At 37.7% G+C, this 20,148-nt stretch carries 15 protein-coding genes; 14 read left to right on the top strand and 1 reads right to left on the bottom strand.

The genetic code is table 11. The features are described from left to right. Nucleotides 1-373: 373 nt before the first annotated feature. The 13 genes from NSQ14_RS16045 (at nt 374) to NSQ14_RS15985 (ending at nt 16,724) form a co-directional block, all read left to right on the top strand. The gene (locus NSQ14_RS16045) at nt 374-1,582 is read left to right on the top strand and encodes a CynX/NimT family MFS transporter (RefSeq protein ID WP_052514521.1); all 1,209 of its coding nucleotides are present in this window, start codon (nt 374-376) and stop codon (nt 1,580-1,582) included. A 632-nt stretch (nt 1,583-2,214) separates the two neighbouring features. Then, nucleotides 2,215-2,589 (top strand): flagellar protein FlaG, encoded by a 375-nt coding sequence (gene flaG / locus NSQ14_RS16040; protein ID WP_216408423.1) that lies wholly within the window; start codon nt 2,215-2,217, stop codon nt 2,587-2,589. Nucleotides 2,590-2,843: 254 nt separating this feature from the next. Next, a complete protein-coding gene (gene fliD / locus NSQ14_RS16035; protein WP_328187720.1) occupies nt 2,844-4,934 on the top strand; it encodes a flagellar filament capping protein FliD in 2,091 nt (696 codons plus the stop codon). 167 nt (nt 4,935-5,101) lie between these two features. Further along, the gene (fliS, locus tag NSQ14_RS16030) at nt 5,102-5,503 is read left to right on the top strand and encodes a flagellar export chaperone FliS (RefSeq protein ID WP_108898701.1); all 402 of its coding nucleotides are present in this window, start codon (nt 5,102-5,104) and stop codon (nt 5,501-5,503) included. Next, entirely contained in the window at nt 5,503-5,850 is a 348-nt protein-coding gene (locus tag NSQ14_RS16025; protein ID WP_034772589.1) for a flagellar protein FliT, read from the top strand. Before fliS ends, NSQ14_RS16025 begins: the two co-directional genes overlap by 1 nt. A 386-nt stretch (nt 5,851-6,236) precedes the next feature. Continuing rightward, a complete protein-coding gene (hpf, locus tag NSQ14_RS16020) occupies nt 6,237-6,785 on the top strand; it encodes a ribosome hibernation-promoting factor, HPF/YfiA family (RefSeq protein WP_041848160.1) in 549 nt (182 codons plus the stop codon). Between the two features lie 332 nt (nt 6,786-7,117). Further along, nucleotides 7,118-9,634 (top strand): preprotein translocase subunit SecA, encoded by a 2,517-nt coding sequence (secA, locus tag NSQ14_RS16015; RefSeq protein ID WP_034772586.1) that lies wholly within the window; start codon nt 7,118-7,120, stop codon nt 9,632-9,634. 499 nt (nt 9,635-10,133) lie between these two features. Then, a protein-coding gene (prfB, locus tag NSQ14_RS16010; protein WP_141227989.1) for a peptide chain release factor 2 occupies nt 10,134-11,235 on the top strand; the annotation gives its coding sequence in 2 pieces (ribosomal slippage) (nt 10,134-10,205 and nt 10,207-11,235; 1,101 coding nt in all). Nucleotides 11,236-11,465: 230 nt separating this feature from the next. Further along, nucleotides 11,466-12,338 (top strand): YitT family protein, encoded by an 873-nt coding sequence (locus NSQ14_RS16005; RefSeq protein WP_041902995.1) that lies wholly within the window; start codon nt 11,466-11,468, stop codon nt 12,336-12,338. A gap of 240 nt (nt 12,339-12,578) precedes the next feature. Then, complete coding sequence (locus tag NSQ14_RS16000) at nt 12,579-12,896, top strand: c-type cytochrome (RefSeq protein WP_095142436.1); 318 nt, start codon at nt 12,579-12,581, stop codon at nt 12,894-12,896. A gap of 749 nt (nt 12,897-13,645) precedes the next feature. Next, entirely contained in the window at nt 13,646-14,332 is a 687-nt protein-coding gene (gene ftsE / locus NSQ14_RS15995; RefSeq protein WP_041845561.1) for a cell division ATP-binding protein FtsE, read from the top strand. Next, nucleotides 14,322-15,215: a permease-like cell division protein FtsX gene (gene ftsX, locus NSQ14_RS15990; protein ID WP_034772576.1), complete on the top strand. Its 894-nt coding sequence runs from the start codon at nt 14,322-14,324 to the stop codon at nt 15,213-15,215. Before ftsE ends, ftsX begins: the two co-directional genes overlap by 11 nt. A gap of 255 nt (nt 15,216-15,470) precedes the next feature. Further along, nucleotides 15,471-16,724 carry a murein hydrolase activator EnvC family protein gene (locus NSQ14_RS15985; RefSeq protein WP_346216582.1) on the top strand — a complete coding sequence of 418 codons (1,254 nt, stop codon included), beginning with the start codon at nt 15,471-15,473 and terminating at the stop codon, nt 16,722-16,724. A gap of 755 nt (nt 16,725-17,479) precedes the next feature. Here NSQ14_RS15985 and NSQ14_RS15980 read toward each other — a convergent pair. Beyond that, nucleotides 17,480-18,199 carry a YebC/PmpR family DNA-binding transcriptional regulator gene (locus tag NSQ14_RS15980; RefSeq protein ID WP_034772555.1) on the bottom strand — a complete coding sequence of 240 codons (720 nt, stop codon included), beginning with the start codon at nt 18,197-18,199 and terminating at the stop codon, nt 17,480-17,482. 372 nt (nt 18,200-18,571) lie between these two features. Between NSQ14_RS15980 and NSQ14_RS15975 the strand changes: the two genes are divergently transcribed. Then, nucleotides 18,572-20,002 (top strand): S41 family peptidase, encoded by a 1,431-nt coding sequence (locus NSQ14_RS15975; protein WP_034772553.1) that lies wholly within the window; start codon nt 18,572-18,574, stop codon nt 20,000-20,002. The last annotated feature ends 146 nt before the right edge of the window (nt 20,003-20,148 follow it).

Raw genomic sequence — 20,148 nt, 5'->3', positions numbered from 1 at the left:
TTGTATTTTGCATGATTTTATATGCTATATTAGATTAGGTGGTTTGTACGAACGAAGGCGTTATACTATTATTGCTATAGTATTATTGGGTTTAAGGATCACTTTTTTGTAAGTAAAGGTGTACATAAAGGAACAATATCATCTAAATCAAGTTTATGGATTATTTTTTTCTATGAAAAAGACGGTCGGGCTTTCATTTAAGCCATTGATTAAGTTCAACTTACTCATTTTTCTGTTCAAATCAGAGAACAAATATATATTGAGGATCATTTTTTTACTTACATACAACTAGACGTGGTAATGCATCCCAGTAATGAGCGGTCATTTTTACCGGTACGTTTCTTAATTCATCAGGCATGAAAGGAGTTTTTTTGTGGAGTTTATAGAGCAAACGACAAAAGCAAAAGAAAAATCAATACAAGCAGTTCTTGTTGCTGCTATCATTTTTGTTTCTTTTAATTTGCGACCGGCCATTACATCGGTTGGTCCTCTAGTAAATGATATCCAAAATGATTTAGGATTGGCTCATTGGAGTGCAGGGCTACTAACCAGTTTACCTTTAATTGCTTTTGCGGTTATGTCACCAATCGTTCCGAATATTTCCGGAAAACTAACGAATAGTTGGACATTAATCATGGGTCTCATCTTTTTGTTGCTTGGGTTATTTATTCGAACAGTTGCCAATCTGTTTTTTCTATTTTTCGGAACTTTCCTTGTCGGTGTTGGGATTGCAGTCTTGAATGTTATTTTACCGGGAATCGTTAAGGATAAGTTTCCGCAAAAATTTGCTTTAATGACCGGGGTTTATACGACCTCAATGAGCGTATTTGCAGCTTTGGCTTCAGGGATGAGTGTTCCGTTGGCAAGCGGGTTGAACCTAGGATGGAAATATGCACTGCTCGTTTGGTCGGTACCTGCTGTCATCGCGTTAATATTCTGGCTTTTCATTGTAAAAATCGATAAAAAAGACCGACCGAAAGATATAAAAATTTCGGGCAAACAAGAAACATCGAATTTGTGGCGTTCTTCTCTGGCTTGGCAAATCGCATTATTTATGGGATTACAATCGTCCCTGTTTTATGTCACCATTACTTGGTTGCCAGACATCCTGTTCAGTAAAGGGGTATCAAGAGAAATGGCGGGTTGGCTCCTTTCTCTTACCCAATTTATCGGGTTACCGGCAAACTTTTTTGTCCCGATCCTGGCTGAACGGTATTCGTCACAACAAAAGGTCGCCTTAGGGATTTGTTCTTTTTCTCTAATCGGTTATTTCTTATTGCTAATCAGTCCTGCCTTTTGGGTAATAATCATTGGAATTGCTCTTATTGGATTTGGATTAAGTGGGACATTTTCTTTAGCTCTTTCCTTTTTAGGTCTGCGCGCGAGAAATGCCAGACAAGCTTCTCAATTATCAGGTATGGCCCAGTCGCTTGGGTATATATTTGCAGCGGTAGGTCCAATGTTGATTGGGTATATTTATGATTTTAGTGAAAAGTGGACTGTTCCAATCATAACGTTAATTATTATCGTATTGTTAACGGCATTTTTCGGGTACCGTGCCGGACAAGATCGTTATGTTTAAGGAGTGTTCATTACAATTTTTTCACGTGGGCTTTCTCGTGTTAATTTTGTGCGAGAAGGTCCTTTTTTTATTGACTTGACTCTTGTCGTTTCGAATTTCGTGTGGGGAATCGCTCTTTTTTTGGCGACGAGACTCAATCTCATCATCATTTTGAGGTGGGAACTGTTCATTTTTGGCGACGAGCTCCTTCACGTCGACATTTTTTGCGGGAAACTCCATTTTTTGGCGACGAACCCATTTTCTATTAGACAGTTTAGCTTATTTTTCAACAAATATTGTCCAAAAGAGCCGTTCTATTGGACACTTTAGTTCGATTATCAGCCGATTTTGTCCAATAAAGCACGATTGGTCCCCTCCTATTAGACATTACTGCTCCAATTTTTGAAGTTTCTGTCCAAACTGCGCAAATTGGCACAACTCAACTAGGCATCCAGCTCATTTTTCAACATACGCAACCCAAGTAATACATTAAGAAACCAACATGGCACCAAAATCATGCCGCAGCTACTACCGTGATAACAAAAAAAGAGAAACCAATGAAAATATTAAAAGAATGAAAAACATAACCGATATAAATAGTAGATTACATTTTCATTTGTAGGGCTTAACTCATATTCAATGGAGGATTTAATATGGTTGAAAAGCTGATAAACCAAGAATATGTTTCGACTACAAGACTAACAACGAACGGCATTAATAATCAAGAATCGAACATGACAGCACATACAAAAAGGGAAAATGAAAACTATGGAAATCCAATTAGTGAGCCCTTTCAGAAAGTCGAAAAAGACAAGGTGGAAAAAATTGTTGAAGGGCTGAATGATTTCTTATCACCAATCCCAACATCTTTAAGATTTGTTTTTCATGAGAAGCTAAATGAATATTATGTGACTGTTGTAAATGATGATACGCATGAAGTCATAAAAGAAATACCACCGAAAAAAATGTTGGATCTGTATGCGGCCATTATTGAAAAAATCGGTTTAATTGTCGATGAAAAAATTTAAGCCTTTTGTTCCCGTGAAATCAGGTGAAACTTTTGTCAGGAGGGGTTTACCTTTATCCAGGAAAAATTCAACGAATCTCATGAAGAGCATCTAGCACCAATCGAATATTAAGGAAGAGATTGAACGGATTGCAGAAACTCGTTTACCTCGAGCTATACCTAATTTTGGCTTTCAAATTTTAAGAAAGGCGTTTTATTGCTTAATAAAAATCAAAATTAACAAAGAGTCTTGCTTTGAAAGGAAGTGAATTTATCATGGTAATGCGTGTAACCGGCTTAGCAAGTGGAATGAATATTGATGAAATTGTTGAGAATATGATGAAAGCTCAATCGATTCCATTAAACAAAATAAAGCAACAAAAGACCTTGCTTGAGTGGCAAAGGGATTCATACCGGGAAATGAATACATTACTATTAGATTTCCGATCCCAACTGACAAATATGAAATTAAGTTCATTTTATCGGACGCGATCGGTAGCGAGTACGAATGAGGATATTGTTTCTGCCACAGTTGCTAGCGGTGCGGGACAGTCTTCTTATACTATTTCTAAAATTAGCTCTTTAGCTGTTGCAGAATCACGTATGACAAATTCCGGTATCTCCAAACAGTCTTCTAATAAAGTCGACACAACAAAAAGTCTGTTTACTGTTCAAGGTGCATTTGCAAATGAAATGTCATGGAAACAAGGGAGTGTTGAATCCAAGTCAATCGTCACGAAAGAAGGAGAACCGATAACTCTTGGCTTGGCTGATGGAGTACAAATTACCGATCTTGAAAATATGACCGTTGAAGTTAACGGGATAAAATATACGGTGATTGATAGTGGAACTCCAAAAAGTGGGGAAGTAATGGTAAATAAAGATACCGGGGAGTTAACTTTTGGTGACACGATTGCAGCAAACAGTACGGTTAAAGTGAACTATGTTACCGATAAAAAAGTTGAAAATAAAACCATTACAAAGGATACCACGCAAATTCAATTAAAAGGAGCACTTGTTGCAGGACAAATTAAGTTAAGTTTTAAAGATGGTACTGACACAACTATTGAATTATCTGATGAATACACAGGCATTGATACAAATGGGAATAGAATCGGAAAAATAAAAGATGGTGATAAAGTAGTTGGAGAAATTAATTACGAAACCGGTGTTATCACGTTTAACTCTGAATTTAGTAATTATTTCCCCGCTGAAACGGAGAATTCCGAGGAAAAACCAAAACTTGAATTGACAATTACATCCCAACAAAACTATTTTTCTTTTGGCTTAACTACACATACTTCAAAAGGGCAAATAGACGAAAAGTTTCTTATCCAAGGTTCCGAGTCCCTTAATTCCGTCATGTCCAAAGTGAATAATTCGAAACTAGGTGTTACGATGTTTTATGATTCCTATAGTGACAAAGTAACTATGACTCGTAAAGAAACCGGCGTTTATAATGAAAATGGTCAGGAGATCGAATTTACGGATGGAGATTTTTTAACTCAAGTATTAGGGTTTCAAAATGGAGATTCGGGAAATTATATAAAGGCTGAAAATGCTACATTTACGGTCAATGGATTAGAAACTTCCCGGCAATCCAACACCTTCTCCATAAATGGTGTTACGTTCACTTTGAAAAAAACAACAGATACGCCGGTGACGATTAACGTCAACAATGATAATGATGCCCTATTTGAAAATATTAAAAATTTCGTTGATAAATATAATGAACTTGTCGAGAAAATTGAGAAAAAATTAAGTGAACCGAAATATAAAGATTATTTACCTTTGACTGATGATGAGAAAGAAGAATTGTCGGAAACTCAACAAGAGAAATGGGAAAATATGGCAAAAAGTGGGATATTACGAAACGATTCCATTTTATCCGGTTTAATCACGCAAATGCGTACAGCCATTTATTCCGCTGTGAATCAAGATGATTTAGACTCGGCGATGAAATCCTTATCTGCCATCGGGATTACAACAACTGCTGATTTCACAACAGCTAAATTAGAAATTAATGAGTCCAAATTGAAAGTCGCCATCGAAAAAGACCCGAATTCAATTGAACTCCTTTTTAACGGAACGGGGGCAACAGATGGTCAGAAAGGTGTTATTCAACGGCTTTATGACAAAGTAAATGCAACGATGGACCAATTAAAGGAGCGGGCCGGTAATTCATATTCGGTCAACAATCAGTTCACCATTGGACGTCAATTGGATGATCTTGATGATCGCATCGAACGTTTTGAAGACCGGCTGGCCGATTTGGAAACCCGGTATTATAGTCAATTTACAGCTATGGAACAAGCAATTCAAAAAGCAAATTCTCAAGCCGCATACCTAGCACAATTTTTTCAATAAATTCATTTAGCCGATTTTCCTAGTTTGAAGTCCAGCTTATAGAGGGAGCGGGGCTACCCGAACTTTTGCGTCCAAATTGATTAACAAATAACCAGTGGAGGGATATTGATTCCCTTCGTCGATTGAATGTTCACTTTATGTTATTTCCGGAAAGGAAGGAATAAACTATGGCAGTGTCTAATCCATATCAAGCTTATCAGGAAAATTCAGTTCTTACTGCATCACCGGGGGACTTAACTTTAATGTTATATAACGGATGCCTAAAGTTTTTAAATTTGGCAAAAAAGGCAATCGAGGAAAAAAATATTACAGAAAAAAATACGAACTTACAAAAAGCACAGAACATCATCAATGAACTGATGGTAACTTTAAATATGGATATTGAAATCTCTAAACAAATGATGGCTCTTTATGATTTTGTAAGAACGAAACTAATTGAAGCGAATGTAAAAAATGATCTTGCTGCCTTAGAAGAGGCCGAATCAATCATGACTGATTTTCGTGATACATGGAAAGAAGTTATTAAGCTAAATCGCCAACAAACTTACACGAAGGACGGGCAAGTATAATGCATCCGTTAAAGGAATGTTATGAATTAACGGCGGAAATTATCCGGTTTTTTGAAGATGAACAAAATGATGATCGAGATAGTAAAATTTCCGTACTGCAAGATAAATTACGGAAAAGGGATGACTTGATGAAAAAAATCACCCCTCCGTTTTCCGATGGGGAACAAGTTCTTGGTAGACAACTACTGCAATTGAACGATCGGTTATTACAATTATTAAATAAAGAAAAAGCGACAATCCAACAGGACATTACAAAAGTTAAAAAGCGAAAAAAAATCCATACAGGCTATATTAACCCATATGGTTCTTTGCAAACGGACGGTTATTTTTATGATAAAAAGAAATAAAGTTAAACCGCATAGGTCAGTGAAATCGTAGTCGCATTTGCACGGTTATTTTTATAATTAAAAGAAATAAAGACAATCAGCTGTCCGTTATGTGGGAGAATTAAATACGGGAAGTTTTTAGGAAGGGTTTGTTTTCCTTCCATTCTTATCATAATATTATCAAATGAAGGAAGATTTTTGGAAGGGGTTGATTTCCCCCTCCTTTTTTATCATAATAAAGATAGAAATATAGAAATAAAATATTTCTGGAACCAACATAGTTTCAATGAGATGTTTTTTCTTCTCAAAAGTTCATGAATTCGACAAAAGTTTTTTTTGAACAAGCAGGGATTTACTTTTTTTTGGAGAATATGTAAATATAGTTACAAAAAAGGAGGAGTTAGCGCATGAAATTCAACATTCGTGGCGAAAATATCGAAGTAACTCCAGCATTAAGAGAGTATACCGAAAAGAAAATTACGAAATTGGAAAAATATTTTACTGATACGACAGAAGCTATCGCTTATGTCAATTTGAAAGTGTACAATGGTAAAAAAACAAAAGTTGAAGTAACAATTCCGCTACCACAATTAGTATTAAGAGCAGAAGAAGTAAACGACGATATGTATGCAGGAATTGACTTGATTACTGATAAATTGGAGAGACAAATCCGTAAATATAAAACCAAAGTAAATCGCAAATTTCGCGAGTTAAAATCCAATGATCTGTTTGTATCGACACCGGCTCAGGCAGCAAAAGATGAAGCAGATGAAAAGGAACTCGAAATTGTCCGGACCAAACGGTTTGATTTAAAACCGATGGATAGTGAAGAAGCCATTCTTCAAATGAACCTATTAGGTCATAACTTCTTTATTTATACCGATGCTGAAACGAATACAACTAATATCGTTTACCGCAGAAAAGACGGGAAATACGGTTTGATCGAAACGGTGTAAATATAAAATTCCACTTATACTTATAAATTAGGAAAACCCGCAAATGACTCAGCTTTGCGGGTTTTTCATATGATTTTCCACTCATTACACTCATTAAAAAAAGCTGTGTAAAAAATAACAATGTATAAAAAGTGGTAAAATAAGCATATGAAAATTCGGAAATTCAACTATATCTGTCCCGTTCGGAAGTTGTCACTTTCAATTGTTAGTGATATTATATAACGGAATACAGTTATGAGATAAATTTCAGTTTGGTCGATTATTATGTTAATCGACCTGTTTTTAAGCCGGAAGTTTATTGTTAGGTGATTCTTTAAAAGGAGCGTTGGCTAATGGCTAATATTTTAAATAAAGTATTTGATTTTAATAAAAGGGAATTAAAACGGTTAGAGAAAAAAGCGAACCAAATTGAAGCGCTGGCTGATGAGATGGAGCGGCTAACTGATGATCAGTTGCGTGCAAAGACAGTGGAGTTTAAGGATCGAATAAATAATGGGGAAACTTTGGACGATCTTTTAGTTGAAGCATTTGCTGTGGTTCGGGAGGCTGCGCGTCGTGTTCTTGGTTTATATCCGTTCCACGTGCAATTGATGGGTGGCATTGTTCTCCATGACGGGAATATTGCCGAAATGAAAACCGGTGAAGGGAAAACATTAACCTCAACAATGCCGGTTTATTTAAATGCACTCTCCGGAAAAGGGGTCCACGTAATTACTGTCAACGATTATTTAGCAAGACGTGACGCCACTGAAATGGGACAAGTTTACGAATTTCTCGGTTTGACTGTCGGATTAAATTTGTCTGAAATGACTCGTGAAGAAAAACAAGCTGCTTATAATGCCGACATTACCTATGGAACAAATAATGAATTTGGCTTTGACTATTTGCGGGATAATATGGTTCTTTACAAGGAGCAAATGGTACAAAGGCCTTTGAACTTTGCGGTCATCGATGAAGTGGACTCCATTTTGATTGATGAAGCAAGAACACCGCTAATTATTTCCGGTTCTGCAAATAAATCAACCCAACTATATGTTCAAGCGAATGCTTTTGTTAATACATTAAGAGAAGATGTCGACTATACGGTTGATATTAAAACAAAAAGTGTTCAATTAACTGAAGAAGGGATGACAAAAGCAGAAAAGGCATTTGGGATTGACAATTTATTTAATCTCCAACATGTAACACTTAACCACCATATTAACCAAGCATTACGGGCCAAAGCGATTATGCAACGTGATGTCGATTATGTTGTTCAAGACGGTGAAATCATTATTGTCGACCAATTTACCGGCCGCTTGATGAAAGGTCGTCGCTACAGTGATGGTTTACACCAGGCGATTGAAGCCAAAGAAGGGGTACAGATTCAAAATGAAAGCAAAACAATGGCGACGATCACCTTCCAAAACTATTTCCGAATGTATGAAAAGCTAGCAGGGATGACTGGTACGGCAAAAACGGAAGAAGAGGAATTCCGTAATATTTATAATATGAATGTTATCGTTATTCCTACCAACCGTCCGATTATTCGTGATGACCGTCCGGATTTGATTTACTCGACAATGAAAGGGAAATTTCGTGCGGTTGTAGAGGATATCGCTGAACGGCATAAAAAAGGACAACCTGTGCTTGTCGGTACTGTTGCCATTGAAACTTCGGAATTAGTCTCACAAATGTTAACAAAAAAAGGGATTAAGCATAACGTATTAAATGCGAAAAACCACGCACGTGAAGCAGAAATTATTGTCCAAGCAGGACAAAAAGGTGCCGTAACAATTGCTACGAACATGGCCGGGCGTGGTACAGATATTAAGCTTGGTGAAGGTGTAAAGGAATTAGGCGGACTTGCTGTTATTGGTACAGAGCGACATGAAAGCCGTCGTATTGATAACCAGTTACGTGGGCGTTCCGGTCGTCAGGGTGATCCAGGGGTAACTCAATTCTATTTGTCAATGGAAGATGAGTTAATGCGTCGCTTCGGGTCAGATAATATGAAATCCATGATGCAAAAGCTCGGTATGGATGACACACAACCGATCCAAAGTAAAATGGTCACAAGAGCTGTCGAATCAGCCCAAAAACGGGTTGAAGGAAATAACTTTGACGCTCGGAAACGACTTTTACAATATGATGATGTCATCCGACAACAACGGGAAATTATTTATAAACAACGGTTCGAGGTCATTGATTCCGATAATCTTCGTGATGTTGTTGAAAAAATGATTAAATCGGTTATTGAGAAAAACGTTAATTCCTATGCCTCGGCAGAAGAGCCCCCGGAAAATTGGAATTTAAAAGGACTCGTTCACTTTATTAATGCCAATCTTCTCCCGGAAAATGATATAACCATCGATGTTTTAACCCGTAAAGAACCGGAAGAAATGATTGATTTGATTTTTGCAAAGGTAATTGAACGCTATAACGAAAAAGAAGAACAACTCGGTCCGGAAAAAATGCGGGAATTCGAGAAAGTCATCTTACTTCGGACGGTTGACTCCAAATGGACAGATCATATTGACGCAATGGACCAATTACGTCAAGGGATTCATTTACGTGCATATGGTCAAAGCGATCCGTTACGTGAATACCAAACAGAAGGTTATGCGATGTTTGAAGCAATGGTGGATTCAATTGAAGATGATGTTGCCAAATATATCATGAAATCGGAAATCGTGAATAATTTAAAACGTGAAGAAGTTGCCAAGGGTCAAGCAGTCATTCCTAGTTCTGACGGTGAAAGTAAACCGAAACGAAAACCGATTCGAGTGGAAAAGAAAATTGGCCGGAATGATCCATGCTGGTGTGGCAGCGGGAAGAAGTATAAAAACTGTCACGGTAAAGAAGCTTAAAATTCAAGACCTGACTTGGAAAAGTTTTGCAGAAAGCGGCCCTAAATTCACTGCATGATAAAGAACTTAAAATACAGGCGTGGACTTGGAAAACTTTTGCGGGATCTGTCCTATTTCGCTATCACAGAAAGCTTGTATAATTTTTGTGATAGCGGTCCTTATTCACTCATGATGGCGAACAGCTACTACGTTTCATAGTAAACGCCTATAATAAAATTAAGCTCTTGTCACAATTTGGCTAAGTAAATCCATGATATTTGTAAAAATACGCAACTTTTGTCAAAATATTTCCCGGAAAATATAAACGGGTTAGCACCTAAAATAGTTTAACGGAAAATTTTACGCTAAATATAGTATGGACCATATATAAAACCACACAATATTTGCACTTTAAGCGTAAGTTACTTAGAAAACCGGGCTGTTTAGGTGTTAATCATAAATTGTCGAAAAGAAAATCTAAAAAACCATAGAATACAAAAGTACTTTAGAGGTGATTAATTTGGAATTAGCGGAAATTCGCAATGAACTTGAAAAATCAGCTACACGTTTAGCAGAGTTTAGGGGGTCTCTTTGACTTAGAAAACAAAGAGGCTCGTATTGCCGAACTGGATGAAGTGATGTCGATGCCCGATTTTTGGAATGATCAAGAAAAGGCACAAGCTATCATTAATGAAGCAAATGCCTTAAAAGATCAGGTCAATGAATTTCACGATTTAAATGAAACCTATGAAAATTTGGAAGTGGCATTTGAATTAGTGAAAGAAGAACCGGATCCTGAATTACAAGCAGATTTAGAGAAAGAGCTGCTTGAGTTCATTGAACGTATGAACCAATTTGAGTTGGAACTGTTACTCAATGGGCCTTATGATAAAAATAATGCAATTCTGGAACTTCATCCGGGAGCAGGCGGTACGGAATCACAAGACTGGTGCTCGATGCTCTTAAGAATGTATACACGATGGGCAGAGCAAAAAGGATTTAAAGTGGAAGTATTAGACTACTTACCGGGAGATGAAGCAGGGGTAAAAAGTGTTACGCTTTCGATTAAAGGGCATAATGCTTACGGCTATTTAAAAGCTGAAAAAGGTGTTCACCGCCTTGTCCGAATTTCTCCGTTTGATGCTGCCGGCCGTCGTCATACTTCTTTTGTTTCTTGTGAAGTTATGCCGGAGATTGATGACAGTATTGAAATTGAAATACGTTCGGAAGACTTACGGGTTGATACGTACCGGGCAAGTGGAGCGGGTGGACAGCATATTAACAAAACATCTTCAGCTGTACGGATTACGCACATTCCAACCGGGATTGTCGTTGCCAGTCAGGCTCAGCGTTCTCAAATTCAAAACCGTGAAACAGCAATGAACATGTTAAGAGCAAAGTTATATCAAAAACAAGTGGAAGAACAAGAAAAGAAACTGGCGGAAATTCGTGGTGAGCAAAAAGAAATTGGCTGGGGAAGTCAAATTCGTTCCTATGTTTTCCATCCGTACTCGATGGTTAAAGATCACCGGACTAATACGGAAACCGGGAATGTCCAGGCCGTAATGGATGGGGAAATTGATCAATTTATTGATGCTTATTTAAGGTCGAGAATCCAATGATGTAAAAGGAGTTGCACCTGTCGTCCGTCAGAATTCAATAATGAAAGAAAAAGAGGGCTGGTTCTTGCAACCGGTCCTTTTTTAGTTCAAAGCGCTACTTCCCGTTTTCCACGGGTAAATAATTATTGCAATTCGAACAAAAAAACGAATAAAATATAGTGTGGAAAAGCTTATTCATCGTCTACATATCTTTGCTTGAGCTCAATAGAAAAAAATAAAGGAGTACAGCTATGGGGAAACGGGTTAGAAATACGATACAAATACCGCTAGTGGAAAAATTATTGAGCTATATTTATGTATTAGTGGGTGCCGGCATTGTTGCTGTGTCATTTAATGTGCTTTTACTGCCAAATGAAATAGCTTCAGGTGGAGTTAGCGGCATAAGTACAATTTTACACGGTCTCTTTGGTTGGGAACCGGCTTATGTCCAATGGTCATTAAACATTCCACTGTTTATTGCAGGTGTTATTTTTTTAGGATATCAATACGGTATCAAAACCCTGATTGGTACGCTCTTTGTACCTTTTGTTGTTTTTTTAACAAAAGATTTGGAACCGTGGACATTGAATCCAATGCTGGCTGCTTTATTTGGAGGAATTGGTATCGGCCTTGGTATTGGGATTGTCTTTCGCGGGAATGCTTCAACCGGCGGGACGGATTTAGCTGCTCAAATTATTTCTAAATATACCGGAATATCCTTAGGGAAATCTGTGGCACTTATTGATGGTTTAATCGTTATTTCCGCCAGTATTGTTTTTGATATTGAAAAAGGTTTATTCGCTTTAATCGGATTATACTTAACTAGTAAAACGATTGACCTTGTTCAAATCGGATGGAGTCGTTCAAAGATGGTTCTTATTATTACCAATGAGGAAGAAAAAGTAAAACGTGCCATTTTAGAACAAATTGATCGCGGCTTGACGAAACTCAAGGCCTATGGAGGTTACACGGATCAGGAGCGGAATACCATCATGGTTGTCGTGGATCAGTCGGAATTTACCGGGCTGAAGCAAGCTGTACGAAACATAGACCCAAACGCCTTTGTTATTGTCGTTGATGCTTCAGAGGTGCTTGGCCAGGGTTTCAAAACAATTCATCGATAAATTGAAACTTCCATCAGTGGGGGGTGAACCAGACGGACGCATGCAGGCAGTTCACCTCCACTTTGTAAATTGCAAAATCTTGAAGTCGGGATTACTGCCCGACAAACTTGCAGCACCTTTTCAAAAATTCGTTGCTGATAAGTTCCGGTATTAGTATTCCAATCGGGGAATCATGTATACTTAATGATAAGTACGAGAATATTTAATGCCGAGATGTTCAAGTAAGGGGTCGAATACGAAATGAAGAGGAAGATATTTTACGCTTTTGGCAGTATCTTTTTGCTGTTATCATTGACAGCATGCGGTGGGAATAACAATTCGAGCAGTGGAACAACTTCAGATTTAACCGGAGAACAGTTATTTGCACAAAGTTGTTCCGGTTGTCACGGTGCAGACTTGAAGAAAGGTTATGCACCGGATTTAGATAAGATTGGGTCAAAATATTCTTCTGAAGAGATTCAAGATATTATAGAAAAAGGGATTGGCGATATGCCAGATGGTTTATTAAAAGGTGAAGATGCGAAAAAAGTTGCCGATTGGCTGGCAACGCAGGAATAACATTATAAAGAATCCTCCACATAATTAGGTGGGGGATTTTTTTATAGTATAAGAAAGTATAAAAATACAAGCAATTAACTTGGGATTAGTTTTATTGTCTAGCTACGAGCGCCAGCGACTGAGAAACTAGCTCCCTTTAATGTGCTCCTGCGCCATAGCCTATTCGAGGAAGCGGATGTTCAGCTCGTCGCAAAGCTTCATGAAGTATTTCATGGAAGATTACTCATGAAGTTCACTCTAGGAGTAGCTTCACTACGATAAGTCAACATCGGCTCGTCCCTCGCCGTGTTTCCTTTTCCTTAGAAAAAGCTAATCGCTTTTTCTTCGTGCGGTGTCTATTCGAGGAAGCAAGTCTGTTCTCATTGCGGGGCGCTCCAGTTTGTACGTCGCTAAGCGGGCGCTCTGCGCTTTTCTTATTCAAAGCATAGGTCAAAAGAACTAAAAATCTATCAATAATTTAAAATATAGATCAAAAGTACTAAAAAATCTATCAATAATTTTTTTTTTTGTCTTTACCGATATTTGTTTCATTATTATAATGATAAGAAGAGAACGACATAATCTTTGGTTATTCTACAAAAAATGGTAAATCCCCCAATAAAACCACACCTTCTGAAACATAAATGTAATCTTTTTTTATCTCAATTTGTCAAAATATGATGTTATAATGGTAGATGTGTAGAAAATTGCAGACGATAAAATAAAAAGTTGATATATAAGAAATGACAAATTTAGATAGGTGATTGTAAATGATTGTTATGGAAAATGTATATAAAAAGTACCCGAATGGTGTTGTGGCAGCCAATGGGATCGATGTGGCGATTGAGCAAGGAGAATTCGTTTATGTCGTTGGTGCAAGCGGTGCGGGGAAATCTACTTTTATAAAAATGATGTATCGTGAAGAAAAGCCCACAAGTGGAAAAATTATTGTTAATGGTATAGATATAGCAAAATTAAAAAGTAGTAAAGTTCCTCTCTTTAGAAGAAGCATTGGTGTTGTTTTCCAGGATTTTAAGCTTTTGCCGTCTTTAACGGTATATGAAAATGTTGCTTTTGCCCTAGAAGTAATTGAAGAATCCCCGAGAATCATTAAAAAAAGAGTTATGGAAGTACTAGAATTGGTTAATTTGAAACATAAAACCCGTATGCTTCCATCTGAGTTATCCGGCGGGGAGCAGCAACGGGTTTCTATAGCGAGATCAATCGTTAACTCACCAAGTATTGTCATAGCGGATGAGCCGACGGGAAACCTTGACCCTGATACGTCATGGGAGATTATGAAAACATTTGAGAAAATCAATTCTCATGGAACGACGATTGTCATGGCAACTCATAATAAAGATATTGTGAATACGAAAAAGCATCGTGTTATTGCCATTGACGGAGGAATGATTGTCCGAGATGAACAACGAGGTGATTACGGTTATGAAGCTTAGAACAATCGGACGACATGTACGGGAAAGTTTTAAAAGCATTTGGCGTAATGGCTGGATGACTTTTGCGTCAGTAGGTGCTGTTACAGTTACGCTTCTTTTAGTTGGCGTTTTTTATGTGATATTAATGAATTTGAATGAAGTAGCTAATTCCATTGAAGAAGATGTAACCATTAAAGTTTTGATTGATACAACAGCAACCCCGGAGCAGCAGAAGGCACTCGAGACGGAACTGAAAAGTATGCCTGAAATCAAGTCGGTTGTATTTTCTTCAAAGGATAACGAGCTAAATCAATTAGTTGATAGTTTTGGACAACAAGGGGAAATTTTAAAGCTTTACGAACAGGAAAATCCGCTCAATGATGCCTTTCTTGTTAAGGCAGCAGAACCCGAAACAACGAAGCAGGTGGCTAAAAAAATTGAAAAGTTGGAAAGTGTTCACCTTGTCAATTACGGCCAAAATGATGTAGATAAATTATTTAAGATTATTAGTATCAGTCGTAATGTCGGTCTTGTGATCATCATCGGATTGCTATTAACAGCGGTTTTCTTAATTTCAAATACGATCAAAATTACGATTGTTGCCAGAAGAAGAGAAATTGAGATTATGCGATTGGTTGGTGCAACAAACGGTTTTATTCGCTGGCCGTTCTTTTTGGAAGGATTGTGGTTAGGTATCTTTGGGTCAATCATACCTATAACTATTATCGCAATTCTCTATAAAAATATTTATGGATACTTGGCACCAAAACTGGAAGGGAATTTTATTCAAATTCTTGAATTCACTCCTTTTGTCTATCAAGTAAGTCTACTTTTACTGTTGATGGGCTGCATCATTGGTGTATGGGGAAGTATGATGTCTGTACGTAAGTTTTTAAAAGTTTAATAGACTTTTTTCAGCTAATAGGAAAATATAATTTTTCAATTTCTACTTTCCTAACGCATAAGTGCACAAGGAAAGCTTCGCGGGATTACATCGCAACAGAAAAAATTTTATATTTTTTCGGTGAACTACGGCTCTGCTCTCGCCTAAAGGCTCAGCAATCGCCGAGTTTTCATAATAACTTATCAGGTCCTTTTTTTCTTTGTATGGAAAAAGGGCCACATACATAATAATTCAACGAGTAAAGGAGGAAAAGGGTTGGAAGGAAAGAAACTTACATTAGCTATCACACTTACTTTAGGATTAACAACTATGTTAAATGGTTCTTTTGTTCATGCCGCATCAGTTTCTGAGCTGAATAAACAACAAAAAGAGTTAGAGCAAAAGAAATCGAGTGTCATTTCCGAATTAAATGAGGCATCCCAAAAACTTGAGGAAAATAAAAGTAATCAAGCGGCATTAAGTGCAGATATGCAAAAATTGGATGCAGAAATTCAAGAGGCGACACAAAAGTTGGATGAAATCAATCAACAAATCAACCAAAAAAATCAAGAGATTACGAATTTAGAAAATGAAATTAAACAAATAGAGGAAAGAATAAAAAAACGTGATCAGCTCTTGAAAGAACGTGCCCGGGCTATGCAAGCGAACGGAACAGTCAATTATTTAGACGTTTTATTAGGGTCACAGAGTTTTACCGATTTTATTAGCCGCGTAACTGCAGTTTCCACAATTATGGAGGCTGATAAATCAATTATTGAAGAACATAAACGGGATCACAAATTATTAAATGAAAATAAATTGAAAATTGAGCAAGAAAAAGCACAAATCGAAACTTTAAAAGGGCAATTGGAATCAACAAAAGCAACATTAGAAACGAAAAAGGCAGAGAAAGATCAAATTTTAGCCAAGTTAAAAGAAGAACAAGATTCCTTAGAAGAGCATTATATGGATTTACAAGAACAACAGCAATTGTATGCAAACCAAGAAGCCGCTATAAAGAAGGCCATTGAGCTGGAACAAAAGAGACAAGCTGAAGCAGCAAAAGCTCAACAACGGGAAGCAGCTGCAAGTGGCGGTGGCGGAAGTTCTGCACCGGCTGCACCTGTAACAGGCGGATTATTTATTCGTCCGACTGGCGGATCGATAACATCCGGATTTGGTGGTCGTGGGTCAGGACATCATTTTGGAATTGATATCGGCGGTTCAGCAGGGGATCCTGTCTATGCGGCAGCATCAGGGGTTGTCTACCGTTCCTATTACTCCTCGAGTTATGGTAATGTTGTATTCATAACCCATTATATTAATGGACAAACATATGATACAATTTATGCTCACCTTTCATCCCGAAGCGTTAACGAAGGCGACGTCGTTCAGCAAGGCCAATATATCGGTGCAAAAGGGACAACCGGACAATCAACTGGTGTTCACTTACATTTTGAACTTCATGTTGGAAAATGGAATGTTGCGAAATCCAATGCCGTCGACCCAAGAAGCTATATCCATTTTTAATAAACGCTAAGATGAAATGGATGAAGGAAAAATCACCTTTTTCTTTTATAAAAACTACCGGAAAATAAATGATCCGGTAGTTTTTTAATGGTTTCGGGGCAGGCAATAAAAGTAAATACGCCTGGCATGAAGATTTCGATTAAAAGCAAAATTGCACGTCGAATTCACATCGCAGAATCTAGATCAGACAATCAATTCCGATATATTAAAAATAAAATTGCACGTCGAATTCACATCCTTATTGGAGATTATATATTAACGTATAAGAAAAGCGCAGAGCGCCCGCTTAGCGACGTACAAACTGGAGCGCCCCGCAATGAGAACAGATTTGCTTCCCCGAATAGGCATCGCACGAAGAAAAAGCGATTAGCTTTTTCGAGGACTCTGAATAATCTTCCTTGAATAAGCATCGCACGAAGAAAAAGCGAGTAGCTTTTTCTAAGGAAAAGGAAACACGGCGAGGGACGAGCCGATGTTGACTTATCGTAGTGAAGCTGCTACTTGAGCGAACTTCATGAGTAATCTTCCTTGATGTACTTCATGAAGCTTTGCGACGAGCTGAACATCCGCTTCCTCGAATAGGCTATGGCGCAGGAGCACATTAAAGGGGAGCTAGTTTCTCAGTCGCTGGCGCTCGGAGCTAGACAATAAAACTAATCCCAAGTTATTTACTTGTATTTTTATACTTTCTTATCTTTTAAAAAAAGCCGATTCCGGTCACTTGATTGAAACCAAAATCGGCCTTTCTCCATTCATTAATCATCCAAATTAACATTATGATAAACTTGTTGAACATCATCCAAATCTTCTAACGCATCAATTAACTTTTCAAATTGGGCTTTTGCTTCACCACTTAATGTGATTTCTGTCTGTGGGAGCATTGTGATTTCCGCAACGGAGAATTCGGTAATTCCTGCGTTTTTCAATGCTTGTTGAACTGCATGAAACTGTTCCGGTTCAGCATAAACAATCACACTGTCTTCTTCTTCCAAAATATCACGAACATCAATGTCCGCTTCCAGTAAAATTTCAAGTACTTCATCGGAGGTTTTTCCTTCAAACATAAACACTGCAGTCGCATCAAACATATACGTTACAGAACCGGTAACCCCCATATTTCCACCGTTTTTACCAAATGCGGCACGGACATCTGCTGCAGTCCGGTTGACATTATTGGTTAAGGCATCCACAATAATCATCGAACCGTTTGGACCGAAACCTTCATAGCGGAGTTCATCATAATGCTCATCCGAACCCCCTTTTGCCTTTTCAATCGCCCGATCAATGATATGACGCGGAACATTATACGTTTTTGCCCGTTCAATGACAAATTTCAACGCTTGGTTTAATTCCGGATCCGGCTCCCCTTTTTTTGCGGCAACAAAAATTTCCGTACCGAATTTCGCATAAATCCGGCTTGTATTTTTATCTTTTTGTGCTTTCTTTTCTTTGATGTTATTCCATTTACGACCCATTGGACACACGCCTTTCTCCATATAGAATAGATATATTTTAGTAAGAAATATACGGTAATGTATGTACTGCGGAAAATCGTCTTTTCTACAGATTGTACAAAATTTCACCTCAATATTATACAACAAAATAAAGCAAGTAGTGAATTTTTATTATTAAACGTTTATGAATAAAGATGAAAAGACACCGGATATAGGATGAAAAAACACAGGGACCGATGTACAAAACCTAAATGAATAGACCTACACAACATTTATTAAAAGCCATGGAGTACCGCTACCAACTTCTTATAAGGGATAAAAATCTAGTTCATAACTTGTCCGCTAAACTCATATATTTGAATGAATGACATTTAATGGCAAGGAGTGACAGATTTGCGAAAAACCCACGTGGCAATTTTGGTGACCTTTGCAATAATCTTTTCATCATTAGCAACTTACACAAGTATACAGATATTTTCAGATGACAAAACAGAGATAAGAAAGACAGAATATCGTCATTTGCCAAATGAATTCTCAAAAATAGAACAGGCTTATGAGCTGATAACGAAAGGGTATATTGAAAACGTGGATCCGGAACATCTTGTTGAAGGGGCGGTAGAAGGAATGCTGGCCACTTTGGGTGACCCTTATTCGGTTTATATGAATGAGGAAAAAGCAAAAGAATTTAACCGATCTTTAGACTCTTCTTTTGAAGGAATTGGTGCTGAAATGAGTGAAGTTGACGGCAAGGTCATTATTGTATCCCCATTTAAAAATTCTCCGGCAGAAAAAGCGGGTCTGAAACCTTTTGATGAGATTGTTGCCGTTGACGGACAAGATGTTAAGGGTCAAGATTTATATGAAGTAACATCTAAAGTACGCGGCAAAAAAGGAACGACGGTATCATTGCAAATATTACGTGAAGGTTTAAGTGAACCGATTTCGATTGAAGTAATAAGAGATAAAATCCCAATTGAAACAGTTTTTTCTGAAATTATTGAACAGGAAGAAAAGAAAATTGGATATATTACGATCACTTCATTTGCGGAAGAGACAGGCGAAGATTTTTTAAGCCGGTTAAATACTTTGGAAAAAGAAAAAATAGATGGGTTAATTATTGATGTCCGCGGCAATCCGGGTGGTCTTTTGCAAAGTGTAAAGAAAATTGCCGGAGAGTTGGTGCCAAAAGAAAAACCGATGTTTCAAATTGAGGGAAGAGATCAAGGGCAAGAACAATATTTTTCGAAATTAGCAGAAAAGAAACCTTATCCCATCGCGGTTTTAACCGATAAAGGAAGCGCATCGGCCTCAGAAATTTTAGCAGCCGCATTGAAGGAGGCAGGCGGTTATCCGACCATTGGCGAGACGACATTCGGAAAAGGGACGGTTCAACAACAAGTCGATTTAGGGGATAAGAGCTATATAAAATTAACGATGTATAAATGGTTGACACCGGATGGGAACTGGATTCACGGACGAGGAATTAAACCGGATATTTATGTTGTTCAGCCGGATTTGTACCATGTCCACCCATTACAAATTGATCAGCCGCTAAGTAAAGATATGAATAATGGGCAGGTAAAAAATGCTCAGTTGATTTTGAAAAGCCTGGGTTATGAACCGGGGCGGGTAGATGGCTACTATAGTGAAACAACGGAAACAGCTGTGAAACGATTCCAAAGAGAACATAACTTGCCGGATACGGGTATCATTAATGAGAAAACAGTTAGGAAGATGGAAAAGAAAGTGGCTGAAGCAAAAAGAAAAAAAGAAAATGACCGCCAGTTGCAAATGGCCCTGCGATATTTTCAGTATCAACATTAATATTCAAGAGAATCTATTGAGCATCCACAGTATCAAGATAATCGGCGGAGATATTTAGGTATCAACAAGGACTGCACACTTTGTGTAGTCCTTTCTTGTTATTCTTAATCCATTTAATAGTTAAGCTGTTTGAAACGTTTTTTGAT

This window comes from Caldifermentibacillus hisashii (genome assembly GCF_039654145.1).
Taxonomy (GTDB): domain Bacteria; phylum Bacillota; class Bacilli; order Bacillales; family Caldibacillaceae; genus Caldifermentibacillus; species Caldifermentibacillus hisashii.
This window is presented reverse-complemented; position numbering and strand designations above follow the sequence as displayed.

Coding starts and splice junctions, on each gene's coding strand:
- flaG (WP_216408423.1), top strand. CDS start 2,215: ATGGTTGAAAAGCTGATAAACCAAGAATATGTTTCGACTACAAGACTA.
- fliD (WP_328187720.1), top strand. CDS start 2,844: ATGGTAATGCGTGTAACCGGCTTAGCAAGTGGAATGAATATTGATGAA.
- fliS (WP_108898701.1), top strand. CDS start 5,102: ATGGCAGTGTCTAATCCATATCAAGCTTATCAGGAAAATTCAGTTCTT.
- NSQ14_RS16025 (WP_034772589.1), top strand. CDS start 5,503: ATGCATCCGTTAAAGGAATGTTATGAATTAACGGCGGAAATTATCCGG.
- hpf (WP_041848160.1), top strand. CDS start 6,237: ATGAAATTCAACATTCGTGGCGAAAATATCGAAGTAACTCCAGCATTA.
- secA (WP_034772586.1), top strand. CDS start 7,118: ATGGCTAATATTTTAAATAAAGTATTTGATTTTAATAAAAGGGAATTA.
- NSQ14_RS16005 (WP_041902995.1), top strand. CDS start 11,466: ATGGGGAAACGGGTTAGAAATACGATACAAATACCGCTAGTGGAAAAA.
- NSQ14_RS16000 (WP_095142436.1), top strand. CDS start 12,579: ATGAAGAGGAAGATATTTTACGCTTTTGGCAGTATCTTTTTGCTGTTA.
- ftsE (WP_041845561.1), top strand. CDS start 13,646: ATGATTGTTATGGAAAATGTATATAAAAAGTACCCGAATGGTGTTGTG.
- ftsX (WP_034772576.1), top strand. CDS start 14,322: ATGAAGCTTAGAACAATCGGACGACATGTACGGGAAAGTTTTAAAAGC.
- NSQ14_RS15980 (WP_034772555.1), bottom strand. CDS start 18,199: ATGGGTCGTAAATGGAATAACATCAAAGAAAAGAAAGCACAAAAAGAT.